This window comes from Rhizobium sp. N324, from assembly GCF_001664485.1.
GTDB lineage: Bacteria > Pseudomonadota > Alphaproteobacteria > Rhizobiales > Rhizobiaceae > Rhizobium.
Genome location: NZ_CP013634.1, coordinates 1 through 20289, shown reverse-complemented (window position 1 = coordinate 20289; position 20289 = coordinate 1). Strand labels below are relative to the sequence as shown.

Here is a 20289-nt window from a genome sequence, read left to right as displayed (position 1 = left end):
ACAAATTTGGACACTGATGTAAAATTAGACGCCATTGTCTAAAACGTCAAGACGCCTTATCCTCGTTTCCATGAAAGATCGCATGACACCGGCAATCCGGATGGGAGGGCATACGCAGCGTGGGCAATGCGCCAAGCGCATGTCGATCCTCGATGCCGCCGCCGACGTCTTCTGCCGCCAGGGTTTTGCCGGCGCCAGCATCGACGAGATCGCCGCGGTCGCCTGCGTCTCGCGCCAGACTATCTACAATCACTACCGCGAAAAAGAGACGCTGTTCGTCGCCGTCGTCGAGGACGTCATGAACCGCGCCAATGCCATGCTCTTCTCGGTGCTGTCGAGCTTCCCCGAGAAGGCCGACAATCTGGAGGACGGGCTGACGGCCTTTGCCGTGCGCCTCAACAAGAACTGCATCTGCAATCACGACGGAAAATTCCTGCGCAAGCTGGTGCAGACCGAGGGCGAGCGCTATCCGCACCTCTTCGAAAGCTGGCGCCAGCAGGGCCCGGGCAAGCTGACCACCGCCCTGTCCGCGCTTCTCGCGCGGCTTGCTCATACCGGCGCGCTCGTCATCGACGATTTCGACGTCGCCGCCCGGCAGTTCGTGGCGCTCGCCAATGCCGACCTGCAAATGATGACGCTTTTCGGAGGTACGCCAACCGACGAAGAGCTTGAGAAGGCGGCGCGCAACGCCGTCCGCACCTTTCTCAAGGCTTATGGTAGGCCGGGGGCCGATGGTGCCGGCCGTGCACCGCAGCTTGCAGCCATATCACGCTGACCAGCTTCGCAGTCAGGCCCTTGCCGTCAGGCAAAGACCGTCATCTGCGAGGGCACGACCGCGAACATGCCGACGCGGCGCGCGGCAAGATAATTCACCAGCTGCTGGACGACAGACGGCATGACCGGCTTCTGCACCACGCCGACCGCGCCCTTGACACCATCGGCGACGACCTCGGGATTGCCGGTCATGAAGACCACCGCAATGCCGTATTCTCTAGCCAGCCGCCGGCCGATCTCGGGCCCGGTCGGGCCGTCGGCCAGATTGACGTCGACGAAGGCGATATCGGCAAGCGGCGCCAGCCGCAGCGCCTGTTCGCGATCGCTCGCAAGGCCTGCCACCTGCATGCCCATGTCTTCCACCGTCGCCCCCAGATCCAGGGCGATCAGGAATTCATCTTCGACGATCAATACTCTCTGTCTCATGAGATCATCTCGTTGCCAGCGCCGCACGACATTGGTGGCCATGATACGTCCCCTTGTTTACGCCATACTTCGAAAGAGGGATCCGCTCCGGCAGTGTCCCTGCGCGAAACTCCTGGTCGTAACGGGCAACTTGACGATATGTTCCGCGGTGGAACGTGATTTTCTGGAATTAAGATATTGTTAACGTTGATAAATTCCTAATGAGAAAGCCGGCAAAGCAAAATCGGTGCTAAATTGTGTCCAATCTCCATCGCGCACCTTCTGGATGAAAGCGCGATGACACGATATGGTTATTCCACTGGCTTGAAGATCGGGGCTCCCGTTGAAAACCAAACTTGTCGTCCTGGCTATGGTGGTCGTCAGCCTGTTCGCCTATACCAAATTGATGGCCAGGATCGGCTCGGGCTCACCGCCTGCGGACGCGCCGCTCGCGCAGCAGGCCGACCTCATCCGCGTTTATAAGTCCCAACGCCGCATGGTCCTTCTCAAAGGGGATGTTCCGATCTCGACCTATCGGATTTCCCTGGGGCAGGCTGCCGATGCAGGCCCCAAGCAACGGGAAGGCGACGAAAAAACGCCGGAAGGGCATTATGAAATCGACTGGCGCAATCCCAAGTCCATGGCGCATCTCAGCCTGCACATTTCCTATCCGAGCCCGGACGACCGGCGCAACGCCGAATCCAACGGCTTTCCGCCCGGCGGCAATATCATGATCCACGGGCTTCCCAATGGCTGGGGCCTGCTCCAGCAAGTCCATCGGCTGTGGGATTGGACGGATGGCTGCATTGCCGTCACCAACGCCGAGATGCGCGATATCTGGGCCCGCGTCCCCGATCATACGCCGATCGACATCATGCCCTGACGGGCAATCACCCCTTGGCCTTCCTGACGAGAACCGGCTGGCTGCGATAGTCGGCCGGGAAGAGCGACTTCAGATTCTCGATTTTCGGCAGGTCGTTGTAGACGATATAGGGATAGGTCGGATTGAGCGTCAGGAAATCCTGATGATAGGCCTCGGCCGGATAGAAGCCGGCGGCGTCGGACACTTTGGTGACGATCGGCTGGGCGAAGACATGCGCCTTGTCGAGCTGGCCGATATAGCGCTCGGCGATTTTGCGCTGCTCCGGACCGGTGACGAACAGTGCCGAACGATATTGCGTGCCCTGATCCGGCCCCTGGAAATTCAGCTGCATCGGGTTGTGGGCCACCGAGAAGAAGATCTGCAGCAGCCTGCCGTAACTGACCTCTTTGGGATCGAATTTCACCTCGACGGATTCGGCATGCCCTGTCGCACCGGTGCTGACGGTTTCGTACTGCGCCGTTTTGGCCTCACCGCCGGCATAACCGGAGACGGCGCTCTTGACGCCCTTCACATGCTGGAAGACGCCCTGGACGCCCCAGAAACAGCCGCCGGCGAAAATGGCGGTCTCGGTGCCGGAGCCGCCCGCTTCGTCGACATCCGGCGGCGGGATGACGACGGCATCTTCGGCCGCGCCGGCGGCACCCGCGCAGATTGAGAAAATAGTGGCGGCCAGCAGTGCGGCGAGGCTCCTGCGGCGGCAAGACGTGAACATGGGCGCTACCTCCAGCGATTGCCCAAATCCTTGCGCATCCTTGCAAAAGCCGCAAATCACAAGCTGGTCACTCACGCCGATGTGACAGCCGGACGAAAGCTTCTGTGCGAAGACGAAACAGCGCGCGAGTCGAGTTGACAATCTCGCGTAGAGTGACGAGAGTGCCCGCCGGTCAGAGCCTGCATCGCCTGTATCCTTGGGGGGAACCTATGTCCGTGCGCTCGTTCTTTGCTTTCGCGACAATCGCATTTTTTTCCATGATCGCCGTCAGTTTTCCCGCAGCCGCTGCGGAAACCAAGCGCGATATTCAGACGATCAAGGACGCCGATTTCTTCGGCTTCGATCTCCGCACCGAGCAGAACGTCTCGCTCGATCAGTGCAAGACCTCCTGCATCGGCGACAAGAGCTGCAAGGCCTTCACCTACAATCCCAAGGTGAAATGGTGTTTCCTGAAATCCGATTTCAAGACGATGAACGCCTTCCCCGGCGCCATCGCCGGCAAGATCGTCGAGACATCCGCGCAGAAGGAGCCGGATCTCGGCGCCGCGCCGCGCCTGACCTTCCTGTCCAACGACCTCATCCAGCAGGCCCACGACTTCAAGGATAATCTCGCGCTGACCGACGGCCAGCAGGGCCAAGGCGTCGACAGCCTGACGGCCAATGCTCGTCTCGACATGACCGCCAACAATCTGACGGACGCGCTGACAGCCTTCCACGGCGCGCTGTCGATCACCCCCGGCGATGCCGATCTCTGGCTCGAAACCGCACGTGCGGCCATTTCCTACGGCAGCACCGAAAGCAGCGTCACCGGCCAGGCCGTGCTCGACGCGCTGAACGGCTACGAGCTGACCCGCACCAAGGCCAAGCGCGCCGAGGCGCTGTCCGTGCTCGCCACCGCGCTGGAACGAAACGCCAATTACCGCCCGGCGCTCTATGCCTACAAGGCGAGCCTGGCGCTGGTTGCCTCCGACGAGGTGCAGACCGCCTATGTGCAGCTGAAAGCGACGCAGGGTTTCCGCATCACCGAGCACACCGTCGATGCCGACAGCGCCACGCCGCGCGCCTGCGTCACCTTCTCCGAAGCGCTCGTCAAGACCACCGATTATACGCCCTTCGTGACGCTGAACGGCGCCGCCCCCAAGGCGCTGGAAACCAAGGACAAGCAGATCTGCGTCGAGGGTCTGACGCATGGCGAGACCTACAAGATCGCCTTCCGCACTGGCCTGCCGTCATCCGTCGACGAGACGCTCGAAGCGCCTGTCAGCATCGACGTCTATATCAAGGACCGCAGCCAGATGGTGCGCTTCACCGGCGATAGCTTCGTGCTGCCCTCGACGGCGCGTCGCGGCATCCCGATCGTCTCGGTCAACCTGGCTTCTGCCAACCTCAAACTCTACCGCATCGGCGATCGCGCCATCGCGCCGCTGTTGACCAATTCGCAGTTCCTCAGCCAGCTCGACGGCTACAGCGCCCAGAACATCCAGGATCAGAACGGCGAGCTCGTCTGGCAGGGCTCGATCGACATCGCCAACGAACTTAACAAGGACATCGTCACCAGCTTCCCGGTCGACGAGGCGCTGCCGGAGCGCAAACCCGGCATCTACGTCATGACGGCAACGGCGCCGAACGGCCCGGCGCAGGAGTGGGATTCGCAGGCGACGCAATGGTTCCTCGTCTCCGATATCGGCATCACCACCTATGCCGGCACCGACGGGCTCAACGTCTTCACCCGCTCGCTCGCCTCGGCCAAGCCGATTGCAGGCGTCGAGCTGCAGCTGCTCGCCAAGAACAATGAAGTGCTCGGCACCGCGACGACAGACGAAGACGGCCGCGCCACCTTCACCGCCGGGCTGATTCGCGGCACGGCGGCGCTGACGCCGGCCGTCATCGCCGCTAAGAACGGCTCCTCGGATTATGTCTTCCTCGACATGACCCGGGCCGGCTTCGACCTCTCCGACCGCGGCGTTACCGGCCGTGCCGCACCCGGCGCGATCGACGTTCTGACTTTCACCGAACGCGGCATCTACCGGGCCGGCGAGACGGTGCATGCGCAGTCGCTAGCCCGCGACACCGACGGCAACGCCATCGAGAACCTGCCGCTCACCTTCATCTTCAGCCGCCCCGACGGGGTCGAGGACCGGCGGATCGTCAGCCAGACCAGCAATCTCGGCGGTTACAGCGTCGATTTCCCGACCCAGGAAAACGCCATGCGCGGCACCTGGACGATGAACATCTATACCGATCCCAAGGGCAGCGCGATCGCCAGCAAGAGTTTCCTGGTCGACGATTTCGTGCCGGATCGCACCGACATGGAAATCAAGACCGACGCCAAGGAAATCGGCGCGGATATGCCGGCGACGATCAATGTTTCCGGCAAGTATCTCTATGGCGCCCCGGCCGCCGGCCTGACGCTCGAGGGCAATGTCGTCGTCAAGCCGACGCGCGAGAGCGCCGCCTATAAGGGCTTCCTCTTCGGACTGGCCGACGAGGAGGCGAGCGAGGATTCGCGCCTGCCGATCGAAGGCCTGCCGGAACTCGACGAAAACGGGCAAGCCTCGACCGATCTCACCATCGGCGAGCTGCCGGCAACGACACAGCTGCTCAACGCCACCGTCTATATCAGCATGCAGGAAGCCGGCGGCCGCGCCATCGAGCGCTCGCTGACCCTTCCGGTGAAGAATGAGCGCGCTTCGATCGGCATCAAGCCGGAGTTTTCCGACGAGCTGCCGGAGAATTCGATCGCCAATTTCACGGTGATCGGCGTCAACGCCGACGGCGAGAAGCAGGAGACCAAGGGCCTGCGCTGGAAATTCTACAGCCTCAACCGCCAATACCAGTGGTATCGCGAGGGAACGGCGTGGAAATACGAGCCGGTCTATACCGCCGAGCAGATTGCCAACGGCAGCGTCGACGCGACCACCGACGGCGGCAAAATCTCCGTGCCTGTCACCTGGGGCCGCTATCGCCTCGAGGTGGAAAGCCCGGATGCCGACGGCCCGACCTCCAGCGTCGAATTCGACGCCGGCTGGTTCGTGACCTCGACCTCGACCGAAACACCGGACGGGCTGGAAATCGCCCTCGACAAGGACAGCTACAAGGTCGGCGACACCGCCAAGCTGAAAGTCACCTCGCGTTATGGCGGCGAGCTGATGGTAACGGCCGGAACCGAAAAGCTGGTCGCGGTGCAGAACGCCACGATCGGCGAGACCGGCGGCGAGCTCGACATCCCCGTCACCGCGGACTGGGGCGCCGGCGCTTATGTCACAGCCACGCTCTTCCGTCCCGGCGACGCCCAGGACAGCCACATGCCGATGCGCTCGATCGGCGTCAAGTGGCTGAAGGTCGATCCCGAGCAGCGGGCGCTGCAGGTCAAGCTCGACACGCCGGAAAAAATGCTGCCGCGCGGGCCGTTGAACATCGGCCTGCAGGTGGCCGGTGCCGGCGCCAATGAGGATGCCTATGTCACGGTTGCCGCCGTCGATGTCGGCATTCTCAACCTGACGCGCTACGAACCGCCGAACCCTGAGGATTGGTATTTCGGCCAGCGCCAGCTCGGCCTTGAAATCCGCGACCTTTACGGCCGCCTGATCGACGGCTCGCTGGGTGCGACCGGCAAGCTCAGGACCGGCGGCGACGGCGGCGCCATTGCGCTGCAGTCGAGCCCGCCGACACAGAAGCTCGTCGCCTTCTTCTCCGGTCCGGTGAAGCTCGACGCCGAAGGCAAGGCCAACGTCTCCTTCGACATTCCGCAATTCAACGGCACGGCCCGCGTCATGGCTGTGGCATGGTCGAAATCCGGTGTCGGCCACGGCGTCAAGGATGTCATCATCCGCGATCCGGTCGTCGTCACCGCCAGCCTGCCGAAATTCCTCGCCCCCGGCGACAAGGCCAATCTGCGCCTCGACATCGCCAACACCGATGCGCCGGCCGGCGATTACAAGCTGCAGCTGACCGGTAACGACGCGGTCGGCATCGAACAGGCCTCCGCTGCGCAGACGATCCGCCTCGAAGCCGGGGCGAAATCCGAGCTGACGCTGTCGCTCATCGGCAAACAGCCGGGCGCCGGCAGCGTCTCGATCAACCTCTCGGATGCTTCCGGCCTGTCGCTCGACCAGACCGTCGACGTGCCGGTGCGCCCGTCATCCCTGCCGATCACCGAACGCAGGGTGCTGGCGCTGAAGCCCGGGGCAAAGCTTACCGTCGACAAGAACCTGCTCGCCGACAGCGTGCTGCCGGGTGCTGCCATCAGCGTCAACGTCACCCGTTCGGCCGCCTTCGATATTCCGGCACTGCTGATGACGCTCGACCGTTATCCGTTCGGCTGCGCAGAGCAGACCACCAGCCGGGCGCTGCCGCTGCTCTACCTCGCCGAAGTGGCGAAGCAGGCCGGCATCGCAAACGACGACGACGTGCACAAGCGTGTGCAGGATGCGATCTACCGCGTGCTCTCCTACCAGGCCTCGGCCGGCAGCTTCGGTCTCTGGGGACCGGATTCGGGCGACGTCTGGCTGGATTCCTACGTCACCGATTTCCTGACGCGGGCTCGCGAAATGAAATACGACGTGCCGGAAAGGGCCTTCGTGCAGGCGCTCGAAAACCTGCAGAACACCCTCTCCTACACCACCGACATCAAGGGCCAGGGCGACCAGATCGCCTATGCCATCTATGTCCTTGCCCGCAACAAGAAGGCGGCGATCAGCGATCTGCGTTATTACGCCGATACGATGATCAACGACTTCCCGACGCCGCTTGCCAAGGCGCATATCGCGGCAGCACTGGCGCTCTACGGCGATGCCCAGCGTTCGAAGAACATCTTCCTCGACGCGCTGCAGATGTCGCAGCAATCGATGGTATCGCGCGTGAACCTGTCCCGTACCGATTACGGCACGATCCTGCGCGATGGCGCGGCGATCCTGGCGCTCGCCGCCGAAAGCCGGCCGGTGCCGCCCGTCGTCCCCGATCTCGCCAAGGCCGTCGCCAAGGAATGGGGCCGCAGCAAATACAAGAGCACCCAGGAAGAAGCCTGGATGCTGCTTGCCGCACGCGCCATTCAGGGCGGCGATGACGGGTTGAAGGTCGACGTCAACGGCGCGGCCCATACCGGCGCCTATATGGCCCGCATGACCGGCGATGCGCTCGCCGACCATCCGCTGACGCTGACCAACCAGACGAACGACACGGTCTCGGCCATTGTCACCACCGTTGCCGCTCCGACCGTGCCGCTGCCGGCCGGCGGCGACGGCTTCCTCATCGAGCGCAGCTATTACACGCTCGACGGCGAAGAGGCGAATGTCAGTGAGGCCAAGCAGAACGAACGCTACGTCGTCGTCATCCATGTGCGCGAAAGCAATGACTGGCCGTCGCGCATCGTCATTACCGACCTGCTGCCGGCCGGCTTCGAGATCGACAATCCGAACCTCGTCGACAGCGCCCAGATGACGAATTTCGACTGGATCGGCGAGATCTCCACCGCCCATACCGAATTCCGCTACGATCGTTTCGTCGCCGCCTTCAACCGCGCGGCGGGCGACAACCGCGAATTCAATGTCGCCTATGTCGTGCGCGCCGTCACTCCCGGCACCTACGACCATCCGGCCGCAAGCGTCGAGGACATGTACCGTCCGGAGCTTTCGGCCCGCACCGCGACCGGCAAGATGGAGGTCGTAGCGGCACAACAATGAGGCTGTGGCGCAAGTTTGCGATCGGGTCCGCCGCCGGCATTCTTCTTGCCGGCGCGGCTCTTTTTGCGCTCGACGCCGCCGACAAGGCTTTCCCACCGCCGCTCGACAAAGCGGATGTGGTGTCCGCCGAGGTGCTCGATGCCGATGGGCAATTGCTGCGCGCCTTTGCGACCTCGGAAGGCCGCTGGCGGCTGAAGACTGGAGTTGCCGACGTCGATCCGCAATTCCTGCGTATGCTGATCGCCTATGAGGATCAGCGTTTCTACGATCACGGCGGCGTCGATGCCTGGGCGCTCGGGCGGGCCGCCACGCAATTCATCCGCAACGGCCGCATCGTCTCCGGCGCCTCGACGCTGTCGATGCAGGTGGCGCGGCTGATCGAGCCGCGCGCGGGGCGCTCGCTTTCGGCAAAACTGCTGCAGCTGGCGCGCGCCGTGCAGATCGAGCGGCGGCTGTCGAAGGAGCAGATCCTCGACCTCTATCTCACCCACGCCCCCTATGGCGGCAATGTGGAAGGTGTGCGGGCCGCAAGCCTTGCCTATTTCGGCAAGGAGCCGCGCCGCCTGACCGTCGCCGAAGCCGCCCTGCTCGTCGCTCTGCCGCAATTGCCGGAACGGCGCCGGCCGGACCGCAATCTCCAGGCGGCGAAAGAGGCGCGCAAGCGCGTGCTCGACCGGGCCGCTGTGGCCGAGGCCGTCGGCGAGGGCGAAGCCGAGCGGGCGGAGGCTGTCGCTGTCCCGATGCGACGCATGCAATTGCCGGCGCTCGCCGCCCATGTCGCCGAAGCCGCGCTGCGCAAGCAGCCGGATGTCCTGAAGCACCAGACGACACTGAAAAAGCAGGTGCAGCAGGGGCTGGAGGCCGTCGCCCGGGCCGCGGCGATGAAACTCGGGCCGAAGCTTTCGCTCGCCATGGTGATGGCCGATGCCCAGACCGGCGCCATCGTCGGCGAGGTCGGATCGGCCGATTATTTCGACGCCAGCCGCTCCGGCTGGATCGATATGACCCGCGTCAACCGCTCGCCCGGCTCGACGCTGAAGCCCTTTATCTACGGGCTCGCCTTCGAACAGGGCCTCGTTTCTCAGGAGACGATCATCGAGGACCGGCCGGCCGATTTCTTCGGCTACCGGCCGCGCAATTTCGACATGAGCTATCAGGGCGACGTCACCGTGCGCGAAGCCTTGCAGCTCTCCTTGAATGTGCCGGCCGTCAAACTGCTCGACGCCGTCGGCCCGTCGCGGCTGCTGGTGCGCTTCCGCCGCGCCGAGGTGCGTCCGGCTTTGCCGCCGAACGAGACACCGGGACTGGCGATCGGTCTCGGCGGCGTCGGGCTCACGCTCAAGGATCTGGTGCAGCTCTATACGGCGCTCGCCAATCGCGGTCAGCCGGCAAGGCTCGGCGATGGCATCACCGGCACACCTGGCAAGCTCGACGGTGAACCGCTGCTGGAGCCGGTCGCGGTCTGGAACGTCGCCGATATTCTCTCCGGCGTCATCCCTCCCGCCGGCGCGCCGCAGCGCGGCATCGCCTACAAGACCGGCACGAGCTACGGCTATCGCGACGCCTGGTCGGTCGGCTATGACGGGCGTTATGTGCTCGGTGTCTGGGTCGGGCGGCCGGATAACAGCGCCGTGCCGGGATTGACCGGCTATGGTACCGCCGCCCCCATCCTGTTCGAAGGCTTCGCCAAATCGGGCATTGCCACGACGCCGCTGCCCCGCCCGCCCGCCGGCGCCGTGCGCATCGCCCAGTCCGAGCTGCCGATCAGCCAGCGGCGGTTTGCGTTGAATGCCAGCGGCCTGCTTGTCGCCTCCGGCCGGGAGCCCGCGCCCCAGATCGTCTATCCGCCCGAGGGCGCCCATATCGATCTCGGCGCCGGCGCCGGCGATCTGTCGCCGCTGATGCTGAAGCTGCAGGGCGGCCGCGCGCCCTTCCGCTGGCTTGCCAACGGCAAGCCACTGCCCGATCTCTCGCGCCGGCGCACGCAGCAGTGGCTGCCGGATGGCGGCGGCTACTCGAAACTGACCGTTATCGACTCGGCTGGACGCGCCGCCAGTGTGGGCGTTTTCATCGACTAGCATCGGCCCGAAAATCGGAATCGCTTTTCGGAAAGCACGATGCGTAGATTCAACAATGTTACAGCGTCCTTTGCGCGTCTCACAAGACGCGCGGCGCTGTAAGGGAACCAAACCCCTGATACAACCGTTGGGTAGAGGCTCCCTCCAACGTCAGACGGCCTCATGACACTTCCGACCGCGACCTACCGGATACAATTCCGCAACGGCATGACTTTCGATCGCGCCTGCGGCCTCGTTCCCTATCTCAAGAGGCTCGGCATCAGCCATCTCTATGCCTCGCCGATCTTCACCGCAGTCAGCGGTTCGACTCACGGCTATGACGTCACCGATGCCAACGACATCGACCCGGCGCTCGGCGGCCGGGCGGGGTTCGAGCGGCTGACGGAAAGCCTTGCCGCCGCGGGCATGGGACTGATCTTGGACATCGTGCCGAACCACATGGCCGCTTCGCCGCAAAACGGCTGGTGGCGAGACGTCCTGACGTTCGGCCGGCAAAGCGCCTATGCCGGCCACTTCGACATCGACTGGAGCGAGCCGCTGACCCTGCCGCAGCTCGGCCAGGATTTCGATCGCGCGCTTGCTGCCGGCGAGCTGCGGATCGTGCTCGACGAAACCCATGGCGATTTCGCCTTCGGCTATTTCGAAACGCTGCTGCCGCTCAATCCCCGCAGTTACGGCGCGATCGCAAACCAGCTCGACGATCCGGTGGCGACGAGAATGGCCGAGGCCGCAGCCGTCACGTCAGGCGAGGACTTCGCCCGCGCCATGCGCGACATCCTCTTCGAAGGCGGTGATCGCGCCGTGCTCCGGCAAAAGCTCGAGGATATCTCGGCCGATCGCGATTTCCTCAACAGCCTGCATGAGGGACAGCATTGGCGGCTCACCTATTGGAAGGAGGCGGCGCGGCATCTGAGCTATCGCCGCTTCTTCGAGGTCACCGGCCTTGTGGGAACCCGCGTCGAAAATCCTTCCGTGTTCGAGGACATGCACCGGCTGACGATCGAGCTGGTGCGCCACGGCAAGGTGCAGGGCCTGCGCATCGACCATGTCGACGGGCTTGCCGAACCCAAGGCCTATCTCGACCGGCTGAGGGATGCGGTTGGGCCGGACACCTATATCGTCGTGGAAAAGATCCTCGGACCCGGCGAAGTGCTGCCGGAGAGCTGGCCGGTTTCGGGCACCACGGGATATGAGTTCACTGCGGCGCTCAGCGAACTCTTTATCGATGGCGGCGGCCTGCGCAGATTGGACGATGCCTATCGCAGCCTCGCCGGCGAGATCGGCGATCTCGACGAGGGCCGGCGGCTCGCCAAGCGGCTGATGGTCGAGCGTAATTTCGCCGGCGAAACCGGCAGGCTGGTGTCGATCGCGGCGGGCATCTTTCCCGACATCGATAAGAACGAGATCGCCGCGGCGCTTGCCGAACTGCTGATCGCCTGTCCCGTCTATCGTACCTATGGCGATGGCGGGCCGCTCGCCTGGCAGGATTCAGCCGTCCTTGCCGCGACCGCATTGCAAGCCATGGCCCGGCTCGATGACCGGCGCGCCCTCGACCATGTGCTGCGGCTTCTCGAAGGCAAGGTCGACGGGCATGCGGCCCACGAATTTCGGATCCGCTTCCAGCAATTGAGCGGGCCTGTGATGGCGAAAGCGACTGAGGATACGCTGTTCTACCGCTATAACAGGCTACTTGCCGCAAACGAAGTCGGCGGCGAACCCGGCAAGACGCCGGATGGCCCGGAGGGATTCCATCGCCGCATGGCCGAACGGGCGCGGCTGCAGCCACACGGGCTTTCGGCCAGCGCCACCCACGACACCAAACGTGGCGAGGATGCGCGCGCTAGGCTCTATGCCTTGAGCGAGGGTGCGGATGTTTTCGTGCAGGCGGTGGCGCGCTGGCGTGAGCTGAACCGACCATGGCTGACGGAGCTGCCGGATGGTGCGGCACCGGAGCCGAATGTCGAATGGATGCTGTATCAGGCACTGGCCGGCGCCTGGCCGGAGGATTTCGATAGGGGGCAGACGCAAGACCTTCGCGAGCGCCTGATCGATTATGCCGTCAAGGCGGTACGCGAGGCGAAACTCCACACCGGCTGGATCGAGCAGGATGCCGCCTATGAAGACGCGGTGACGGCTTACGCGGCGGCGCTGGTTTCACCCGAAAATGATGCCTTCCTCGAGGATTTCGAAAGGGTGCTGCAGCCTTTCATCGCCGCGGGTTACCTCAACAGCCTGTCGCAGACGCTGCTCAAGCTGACGGCGCCCGGCATTCCCGACATCTATCAAGGCTCCGAGGGTTTCGATTTCAGCCTCGTCGATCCCGACAACCGCCGGCCGGTCGATCATGCGCGGCTGGCGGCCTGGCTTGCTGAAGCCGGGCCGATCGCCAGGCTGCAGGCGGCGGCATTGAAACAGCGGATCATCGCGATCGGCCTGCAGCTGCGCCAGCGGCAACCGGCGCTCTTTGCCAAAGGCGACTATCTGCCGCTGAAGGTGACGGGCAGCCGGCGCGAACACGTGCTGGCGTTTGCCCGGGTGCACAGGGATAATTTTGCCATCGTCGCCGCGCCCCGCCTGATGTTCGGCTGGCTCGACCCCGGCGTGCTCTTTGCCGGCCCGGAATTCTGGGAGGATACGGCGATCGCCGTCCCCTCCCCTCTTCACGGGCTGAAGGCGGATCTCGTGACCGGCAAGACGATCGAACCCGGCGGCAGCATTGCGGTCGCCGCCCTGCTCGGCAGCCAGCCGGTCGGGTTGATCAGCCCGATCTGAGGATCGGGCAACAGCGCGGTTGCCTTCGAAAAATCGGCCTCGCCAAAATTAGCGCTTGACCTTCCAGTTGCTGGAAGGTGGATAAGCCTCTCCAACTGCCCTTCGGGCATCGGAGATAGTCATGAATATCAAACACGATCATCATCACGACCACGCCCATAATGGCGATCACAGCTGTTGCGGCCAGGGCCCGGAAAAGACTGCCGGCGTCATAACCCGCGATCCGGTCTGCGGCATGACCGTTGATCCGGAGGTCGGCAAGCCATCGCTCGATCACGCCGGCCGTCTCTATCATTTCTGCTCCGAGGGCTGCCGGACGAAATTTGCCGCCGCGCCGCAGGACTATCTGACGGCGAAGGACCCTGTCTGCGGCATGGCCGTCGACCGCGCGACGGCAAAACATTTCGTGAAGGTCGAGGGCGAGAAATTCTACTTCTGCTCGGCCGGCTGCCAGACGAAATTCGAAGCCGATCCTTCGGCCTATCGCGACGGCCAACGCCCGGCGGCAAAGCCGGCGCCGAAGGGTACGCTCTATACCTGCCCGATGCATCCGGAGGTCGTCAGCGACCGGCCTGGCGACTGCCCGAAATGCGGCATGGCGCTGGAGCCGATGGGTATTCCGCCGGCCGATGAAGGCCCCAACCCGGAACTTGTCGACTTCACCAGACGGCTTTGGGTCAGCGCCATCCTGGCCCTGCCGCTGCTCGCTCTCGGCATGGGACCGATGCTCGGCCTGCCTTTGCGGGAGATGATCGGCGAGCCACAGACGACCTATATCGAACTGCTGCTGGCAACGCCGGTGGTGCTGTGGGCGGCGCTGCCGTTTTTCCGCCGCGCCTGGGCCTCCCTCGTCAACCGCAGCCCGAACATGTGGACGCTGATCGGTCTCGGCGTCGGCACCGCTTATCTCTACAGTCTCGTCGCCACGCTTACGCCCGGCATCTTCCCGATGAGTTTCCGCGGCCATGGCGCAGCCGTGCCGGTCTATTTCGAGGCCGCCGCCGTCATCGTCGCCCTGGTCTTCGTCGGCCAGGTGCTGGAATTGAAGGCGCGCGAACGCACCGGCTCGGCGATCCGCGCTCTGCTCGACCTCGCGCCGAAGACGGCGCGGCGCATCGATGCCGATGGCAGCGAGCTAGATGTGCCGGTGGACGAGATCCAGACCGGCGACCGGCTGCGCGTGCGCCCCGGCGAGCGGGTTCCGGTGGACGGCTCCGTCCTCGAGGGCCAGTCAACCGTCGACGAATCGATGATATCGGGCGAGCCCTTGCCGGTGGAGAAATCGAAGGGCGACGCACTGACCGGCGGCACCATCAACAAGAACGGCTCCCTCGTCATGTCGGCCGAGAAGGTAGGCGCCGACACGGTGCTATCGCGCATCGTCGACATGGTCGCCAAGGCGCAGCGTTCGCGGGCGCCGATCCAGGGTGCGGTCGACCGGGTGTCGGCCTTCTTCGTGCCGGCGGTCGTCGCCACGGCCATCCTTGCCTTCATCGTTTGGGCAGCGGTCGGCCCGGAACCGAGCCTCGCCAATGCGTTGCTTGCCGCCGTCGCCGTTCTGATCATCGCCTGCCCCTGCGCGCTCGGGCTTGCGACGCCGATGTCGATCATGATCGCGACGGGGCGTGGCGCTGGCGAAGGCGTGCTGATCAAGGACGCCGAAGCGCTGGAGCGCTTTTCCAAGGTCGATACGCTGATCGTCGACAAAACAGGTACGCTGACCGAGGGAAAGCCGAAGCTTACCGACGTCGTCGCCTTCGGTGGAACCGAGGAAAACCGGCTGCTGTCGCTGGCGGCAAGCCTGGAGCGCGGCTCCGAACATCCGCTGGCCGAAGCGATCGTTTCCGGCGCCGAAGAGCGCGATGTCGCGTTCGTCGAGGTCACCGGTTTCGAGGCAAAGACCGGCAAGGGTGTTCAGGGTCTTGCGGGTGGCACGATGGTGGCGCTCGGCAATGCGGCGATGCTTGCCGATCTCGGCGTCGATCCTTCGGCGCTGGCTCAGAGGACCGAAGCCCTGCGCGGCGAGGGCAAAACGGTGATGTTCGTGGTGGTCGACGGCGCGCTTGCCGGCCTCGTCGCCGTTGCCGACCGGATCAAGCCGACGACGGAAGCCGCCATCAAGGCGCTGCACGATAGCGGTCTCAAGATCATCATGGCGACGGGCGACAATGAGCGGACGGCGCGGGCGGTGGCAAAAAGCCTGGGGATCGACGAGGTTCGCGCCGACATGCTGCCGGAGGGCAAAAGCGCACTGATCGACGAACTGCGCGCCAAGGGCGCCGTCATCGCCATGGCCGGAGACGGCGTCAATGACGCACCGGCGCTCGCCGCCGCCGATGTCGGCATCGCCATGGGCACCGGCGCCGACGTTGCGATGGAAAGCGCCGGCATCACCCTAGTGAAGGGCGATCTCACCGGCATCGTCAGGGCGCGGCGGCTGGCGGAGGCGACAATGCGCAACATCCGCCAGAATCTCGGCTTCGCCTTCGGCTATAATGCGCTCGGCGTGCCGGTCGCAGCCGGCGTGCTCTATCCGATCTTCGGGCTGCTGCTGTCGCCGATGATCGCGGCGGCGGCGATGAGCCTCTCGTCCGTCTCGGTGATTGCAAATGCGCTGAGACTGCGCTTTGCAAAATTATAGGAGGTGACGATGAATATCGGCGAAGCATCTGAGCGTTCAGGCCTGCCTTCGAAGACCATCCGCTACTACGAGGATATCGGCCTCATCCGTCCCGAAAGGGGCGGCAACGGCTATCGCGACTATGCCGCAACCGATGTTCACAAGCTGCGCTTCCTGCAGCGCTCGCGCGGTCTCGGCTTTTCGGTCGAGGAGTGCCGGCAATTGCTGGCGCTCTACGAGGACAAGGCCCGCGCGAGCGCCGACGTCAAGGAGATCGCCGAGGCCAAGCTTGCCGAGATCGACCGCAAGATCCGAGATCTCTCGGACCTGCGGCGCACGCTGGAGCATCTGGTGCATGCCTGTCACGGCAACGACAGGCCGGACTGCCCAATCCTCGAAGGGCTTTCGGACGGCGGCTGAGAATGTCGGAAGCCGCAGGCGGCGGCGTCAGGAAAGCTGCGGCATGTTCTGATTGGCCGCCTGCGCGGATGGAGCCCGCCCGTCTTCGCCGTCATCCAGCCGATGCTTGATCGCAAGGGCGTAGATCACATCGAGAATATTGCGGTCCCGGAGATGAGGATCGATGAGAGCGAGAAGCGAGGCCCGGACGATCTTCTTGCTGGTGGCGTTTGGACAACGCGCCTTGACGAAATCATAGAGCGCCTGATCCGTCAGCCCTTCCATGGCGCCGTCTACGAGAGCTTCGTAGACCCGCTTCTTTTCCTTCATTCTTGCTTTTCCCCTTCAAATCAGCGGCGTCATGATCTGTCATGTAGTTGTCATAAACAATCGCGGATTTACGCTGCGGCGATGGCGTCGTCGGCCCGTATGATTTTTTTATCGTCCCCGGGAATAAAATCCGCCCGGCTTGCGTATACTCAATCATGGAACGCAAAGACCGCCCCTTCGACGTCATCGGACAGCTTGCAGCGCTCAGGCGCTACGCTCGCTCGCTGGTGCGCAATTCGGACGAGGCTGAGGATCTGGTGCATGACGCGCTGGTGCGGGCGCTCGAGAAGAAAAAGAGCTTCCGCAGCGGCGGCAATCTGCGCACCTGGCTGCTCTCCATCCTGCACAACGCCCATATCGACCGTCTGCGCCAGAACCGATCGCTGACGCGCCGCCATGACGAGGCGGCTGTCGAGGCCGAACAGTCGCTGCCGGCCGGCCAGGAACATGCCGTGCGGCTGCAGCAGGTGCGCGACGCCTTTTTCGATCTGCCGGAGGAGCAGCGCGAGGCGCTGCATCTCGTGGCGATCGAAGGCCTTTCCTACCAGGAAGCCGCCAATGCGCTGGGCATTCCTGTGGGCACGCTGATGTCGCGCATCTCCCGCGCCCGCGCGCAATTGCGCGAATTCGAGGAGAAGACGCCGCGCATTTCGCATCTGAGACTGATTGGAGGGGATGGCAATGAAGGCAATTGATCCGATCCTCGATGTCGATCTCGACGCCTATGTGGATGGCGAACTCGATGTCGCCCGCCGCATCCAGGTGGAATCCTATCTTTCCGGCCACCCGGCGATTGCCGCCAAGGTCATGGCCGACCTCAGCATGAAGGGCGAGTTGCGCCTGGCGCTTGCCGGCGAAAGCGCCTTCGGCCGTCCCGAGACCCGCGATGCCGCCCGCCGGCTGGAACGGGGCCTTTCCTATGGCCGCATTTTCCATTCCATGCAGCGCATTGCCGCTGTTGGTATTCTGGTGACCGCCGGCTGGGTGGCGCACAATTCCTTCGGCGCTTTCTCGGCAACCGAGGTATCGGCATCGGTCCCGGCACCCGCCTATGTCGAGGATGCCGTCCGCGCCTACCAGACCGCCGCCCTGCGTCAATCGATGCCGCCGCAGACGCCGGCCACCTACAGCGCCGACGACATTCGTGCCGCCACCGCGATCGTGATGCCGGAACTGCCTCAGGATTGGAAGGTCGCCGACGTGCAGATCTTCCCGTCCGAATTCGGCCCCAGCGTCGAAATGGCGATCGAGCAGTCGGATGGAAAGCGGCTGTCGCTTTTCGCCGTCCGCCCGGGCGCCTTCGAGGTCAAGCCCGTCAGCCATCTGGCGCTTGAGAAGGCAGAAGCCGCCTATTGGCAGATCGGCGAGGTCGCCTATGCGCTGATCGCCGACGAAAGCGGTCTCAATCTCGATCAGGCGGCCGAACGGCTCGCCCGCTCGCTCTATTAGTTCAAACCGAGGAGATCAGCATGAACCCGATCAATTCCCGCTATGGCGCCGTGGCCGGCTCCCAGGCCGTCTTCGACGAGGGCCTGCGCCAGCATATGCTGCGCGTCTACAATTACATGGCGCTCGGCCTGGTTATCACCGGCCTCGTCGCCTTCGTCGTCGGCTCGACGCCGGCGCTCTACGTGCCGATCTTCGGCTCGCCGCTGAAGTGGGTGGTGATGCTGGCGCCGCTCGCCTTCGTCTTCTTCTTCTCGTTCCGCATCCAGACGATGTCGGCCAGCACCGCGCAGATCACCTTCTGGGCCTTCTGCGCCGTGATGGGCCTGTCGCTCGCCTCCGTCTTCCTGGTCTTCACCGGGATGAGCATTGCGCGGACCTTCTTCATCACCGCCACGATGTTCGGCGCCACCAGCCTCTACGGCTATGTGACGAAGCGTGACCTCTCGCGCATGGGCTCGTTCCTGATGATGGGCCTCATCGGCGTTGTCATCGCCAGCATCGTCAACATCTTCCTGGGTTCGTCGGCGCTGCAGTTCGCCGTCTCGGTGATCGGCATCGTCGTCTTCGTCGGCCTCACCGCCTACGACACGCAGAACATCAAGGAACAGTATTCGGAAAACTACGATCAGGAATCGAACCAGAAGCTCGCCGTCTTCGGCGCTCTGTCGCTCTACCTGAACTTCGTCAACATCTTCCAGCTTCTGCTCAACTTCACGGGCGAGCGGGAATAAGGATCGCGCTTCCGGGGGCAAAGGAAGCGCAAGAGCGCCCGGTCTGCTGTCTGTGACAGGATGGCAGATCGGGTGTTCACTTTAAATACATGGATAAACAAAGAGCCAGAGTGGCCGGGTCAACGACCCGGCCGTTTTCGTTTCAGATAATGCCCCAGGCGCGGTAGCGGCCGCGGCCGGTGATCTCACGAATGCCGATCTCGTTGACGAGGTTCAGCGCGCCGCGTGGCGTAATGCGCAGATGGCGGGCGATCATCGCCGCCGAGACCATCGGCCGCGACAGGATGAAATCGGCAAGATCCGGCAGGCTGCTGTTGGAACGGCGGCCGCGAAAGCGCAGCTCCATCTGCGTGCGGGCAAGCGACAGCCGGTCGAGTTCCTTGAGGCCGGCGGCAGCCCCCAGATGCATCGCTTCCAGGAAGGCCTGCAGCCGCGTCGCCCGGTCGCGCGCGCGGCGACGTTCATGACGCACCAGCTTCAGCCCACCGTAAAAAGAAAAGAGATGCGACGCGACCTTGCCGCGGGCGCGCAGGTGTCCGGCGACCAGAAGACCGCCGAGCCAATGCTGGCGCCGCAATGGCTCGATCCTTTCCCAGGCTTCGAAAAGGATGATCGCGCCGAGAACCGGCGGCAAGCTGTCGGCCAATGGCAAGAGGCCGCGCCACTCGGCAAGCCGCTTTTCCTCGTCCCATTCGTCGTCACCCAGCAAGCCCAGAGGATCGTCATTGCGCCGTGACGGGGCAGAGACAGGCGCCTCGCTTGCCGGCACCTTGCCCGTATGGATGTCGAGGAGCTTCTGCGAACGGGCAAGAAGCGCGTCGATCTCGGCCATCTCGGCAGCGAGCGGCCCGTCCTCATCCCCGCCCTCGTCGTCGGTCTCGAGCGGAACCGCAGGGCTCTTGACCTCCGGCGCCGTCCCCTCCCCTTCCCCGAGCGTCGCCGTCAGCGTCGCCAGCCCCGCGGCTCCGAGCGCCCAGGCCGGTTCGCCGGTCCAGATGCGCCGGCGGGCCCGCAGCACGGAATGGGCGATCGTCAGCTCGTGGCTCGGCGCCCGGCTATCCATATGCGCATCGTGCAAAACCAGATCCTCGACATGCACCAGTTCGCCGGCCACCCACAGCGCGCCGGCAGCATCGAAGAAATGACTGCGTTCGGCAAAGCCCTCACCGACCGACGAACGCACCACCCGTTCGTCCAGCCGGGCCAGCGCATCCTCTGCCGCGGCAAAGGATGGAAGCAGAGTTTGAAGCATCGCAGCGTCGATATCGTAGCGCATTGTTAAGCTTTACGGTTTTTCACAAATGGAAGCAAAACAGATGTTTCCTTCCGCCATCTATGACATGGTTAACGGCGCATTTCAACAAATGGCTAGGGAAGGAAGCGGTCGCGACGCCGGAGCGGGCCGCCGCTCAATTTGTAGCGGTCGCAGCTGGCGCGAAACTTTTTCATGGCCCT

General features: G+C 63.9%; 14 protein-coding genes. 10 read left to right on the top strand and 4 right to left on the bottom strand.

Annotated elements, in window-relative coordinates; translation table 11 throughout:
* The first annotated feature begins 34 nt into the window (after window positions 1-34).
* A complete protein-coding gene (locus AMK05_RS27680; protein WP_064842911.1) occupies window positions 35-775 on the top strand; it encodes a TetR/AcrR family transcriptional regulator in 741 nt (246 codons plus the stop codon).
* A gap of 26 nt (window positions 776-801) precedes the next feature.
* Here AMK05_RS27680 and AMK05_RS27675 read toward each other — a convergent pair whose 3' ends face one another.
* On the bottom strand, window positions 802-1242 hold the full coding sequence (locus tag AMK05_RS27675; RefSeq protein WP_064842908.1) for a response regulator: 441 nt from the start codon (window positions 1240-1242) through the stop codon (window positions 802-804).
* 280 nt (window positions 1243-1522) lie between these two features.
* Here AMK05_RS27675 and AMK05_RS27670 point away from each other — a divergent pair, with 280 nt between their 5' ends.
* Window positions 1523-2062: a L,D-transpeptidase family protein gene (locus AMK05_RS27670; protein WP_064842905.1), complete on the top strand. Its 540-nt coding sequence runs from the start codon at window positions 1523-1525 to the stop codon at window positions 2060-2062.
* Between the two features lie 7 nt (window positions 2063-2069).
* On the opposite strand, the gene msrA is transcribed toward AMK05_RS27670, so the two are convergent.
* On the bottom strand, window positions 2070-2774 hold the full coding sequence (gene msrA, locus AMK05_RS27665; RefSeq protein ID WP_064842903.1) for a peptide-methionine (S)-S-oxide reductase MsrA: 705 nt from the start codon (window positions 2772-2774) through the stop codon (window positions 2070-2072).
* Window positions 2775-2983: 209 nt separating this feature from the next.
* Here msrA and AMK05_RS27660 point away from each other — a divergent pair, with 209 nt between their 5' ends.
* The 5 genes from AMK05_RS27660 (at window position 2984) to cueR (ending at window position 16345) form a co-directional block, all read left to right on the top strand.
* Window positions 2984-8455, top strand: a complete 5472-nt coding sequence (locus AMK05_RS27660; protein WP_064842901.1) for an alpha-2-macroglobulin family protein — start codon at window positions 2984-2986, stop codon at window positions 8453-8455.
* Window positions 8452-10533, top strand: a complete 2082-nt coding sequence (gene pbpC, locus AMK05_RS27655; RefSeq protein ID WP_064842899.1) for a penicillin-binding protein 1C — start codon at window positions 8452-8454, stop codon at window positions 10531-10533. Before AMK05_RS27660 ends, pbpC begins: the two co-directional genes overlap by 4 nt.
* Window positions 10534-10695: 162 nt before the next feature.
* Entirely contained in the window at window positions 10696-13305 is a 2610-nt protein-coding gene (gene treY, locus AMK05_RS27650) for a malto-oligosyltrehalose synthase (RefSeq protein ID WP_064842896.1), read from the top strand.
* A 121-nt stretch (window positions 13306-13426) separates the two neighbouring features.
* Window positions 13427-15946, top strand: a complete 2520-nt coding sequence (locus AMK05_RS27645; RefSeq protein WP_064842894.1) for a heavy metal translocating P-type ATPase — start codon at window positions 13427-13429, stop codon at window positions 15944-15946.
* Between the two features lie 9 nt (window positions 15947-15955).
* The gene (gene cueR, locus AMK05_RS27640) at window positions 15956-16345 is read left to right on the top strand and encodes a Cu(I)-responsive transcriptional regulator (protein WP_064842891.1); all 390 of its coding nucleotides are present in this window, start codon (window positions 15956-15958) and stop codon (window positions 16343-16345) included.
* A 27-nt stretch (window positions 16346-16372) separates the two neighbouring features.
* Here cueR and AMK05_RS27635 read toward each other — a convergent pair whose 3' ends face one another.
* Window positions 16373-16654, bottom strand: coding sequence for a hypothetical protein (locus tag AMK05_RS27635; RefSeq protein WP_064842889.1), 282 nt, complete (start codon window positions 16652-16654; stop codon window positions 16373-16375).
* 155 nt (window positions 16655-16809) lie between these two features.
* Here AMK05_RS27635 and AMK05_RS27630 point away from each other — a divergent pair, with 155 nt between their 5' ends.
* Genes AMK05_RS27630 through AMK05_RS27620 form a run of 3 tightly spaced genes read left to right on the top strand, consistent with a single transcriptional unit; the run spans window position 16810 to window position 18834 of the window.
* Window positions 16810-17349, top strand: coding sequence for a sigma-70 family RNA polymerase sigma factor (locus AMK05_RS27630; RefSeq protein WP_064842887.1), 540 nt, complete (start codon window positions 16810-16812; stop codon window positions 17347-17349).
* Complete coding sequence (locus tag AMK05_RS27625; protein WP_064842885.1) at window positions 17336-18103, top strand: anti-sigma factor family protein; 768 nt, start codon at window positions 17336-17338, stop codon at window positions 18101-18103. The genes AMK05_RS27630 and AMK05_RS27625 overlap by 14 nt, the downstream gene beginning before the upstream one ends.
* Window positions 18104-18123: 20 nt before the next feature.
* On the top strand, window positions 18124-18834 hold the full coding sequence (locus tag AMK05_RS27620) for a Bax inhibitor-1/YccA family protein (RefSeq protein ID WP_049736331.1): 711 nt from the start codon (window positions 18124-18126) through the stop codon (window positions 18832-18834).
* Window positions 18835-18976: 142 nt separating this feature from the next.
* Here AMK05_RS27620 and AMK05_RS27615 read toward each other — a convergent pair whose 3' ends face one another.
* Window positions 18977-20110 carry an RHE_PE00001 family protein gene (locus tag AMK05_RS27615; protein ID WP_064842882.1) on the bottom strand — a complete coding sequence of 378 codons (1134 nt, stop codon included), beginning with the start codon at window positions 20108-20110 and terminating at the stop codon, window positions 18977-18979.
* Between the last annotated feature and the right edge of the window lie 179 nt (window positions 20111-20289).

Coding starts and splice junctions, on each gene's coding strand:
- AMK05_RS27675 (WP_064842908.1), bottom strand. CDS start 1,242: ATGGCCACCAATGTCGTGCGGCGCTGGCAACGAGATGATCTCATGAGA.
- msrA (WP_064842903.1), bottom strand. CDS start 2,774: ATGTTCACGTCTTGCCGCCGCAGGAGCCTCGCCGCACTGCTGGCCGCC.
- AMK05_RS27660 (WP_064842901.1), top strand. CDS start 2,984: ATGTCCGTGCGCTCGTTCTTTGCTTTCGCGACAATCGCATTTTTTTCC.
- pbpC (WP_064842899.1), top strand. CDS start 8,452: ATGAGGCTGTGGCGCAAGTTTGCGATCGGGTCCGCCGCCGGCATTCTT.
- treY (WP_064842896.1), top strand. CDS start 10,696: ATGACACTTCCGACCGCGACCTACCGGATACAATTCCGCAACGGCATG.
- AMK05_RS27645 (WP_064842894.1), top strand. CDS start 13,427: ATGAATATCAAACACGATCATCATCACGACCACGCCCATAATGGCGAT.
- cueR (WP_064842891.1), top strand. CDS start 15,956: ATGAATATCGGCGAAGCATCTGAGCGTTCAGGCCTGCCTTCGAAGACC.
- AMK05_RS27635 (WP_064842889.1), bottom strand. CDS start 16,654: ATGAAGGAAAAGAAGCGGGTCTACGAAGCTCTCGTAGACGGCGCCATG.
- AMK05_RS27630 (WP_064842887.1), top strand. CDS start 16,810: ATGGAACGCAAAGACCGCCCCTTCGACGTCATCGGACAGCTTGCAGCG.
- AMK05_RS27625 (WP_064842885.1), top strand. CDS start 17,336: ATGAAGGCAATTGATCCGATCCTCGATGTCGATCTCGACGCCTATGTG.
- AMK05_RS27620 (WP_049736331.1), top strand. CDS start 18,124: ATGAACCCGATCAATTCCCGCTATGGCGCCGTGGCCGGCTCCCAGGCC.
- AMK05_RS27615 (WP_064842882.1), bottom strand. CDS start 20,110: ATGCGCTACGATATCGACGCTGCGATGCTTCAAACTCTGCTTCCATCC.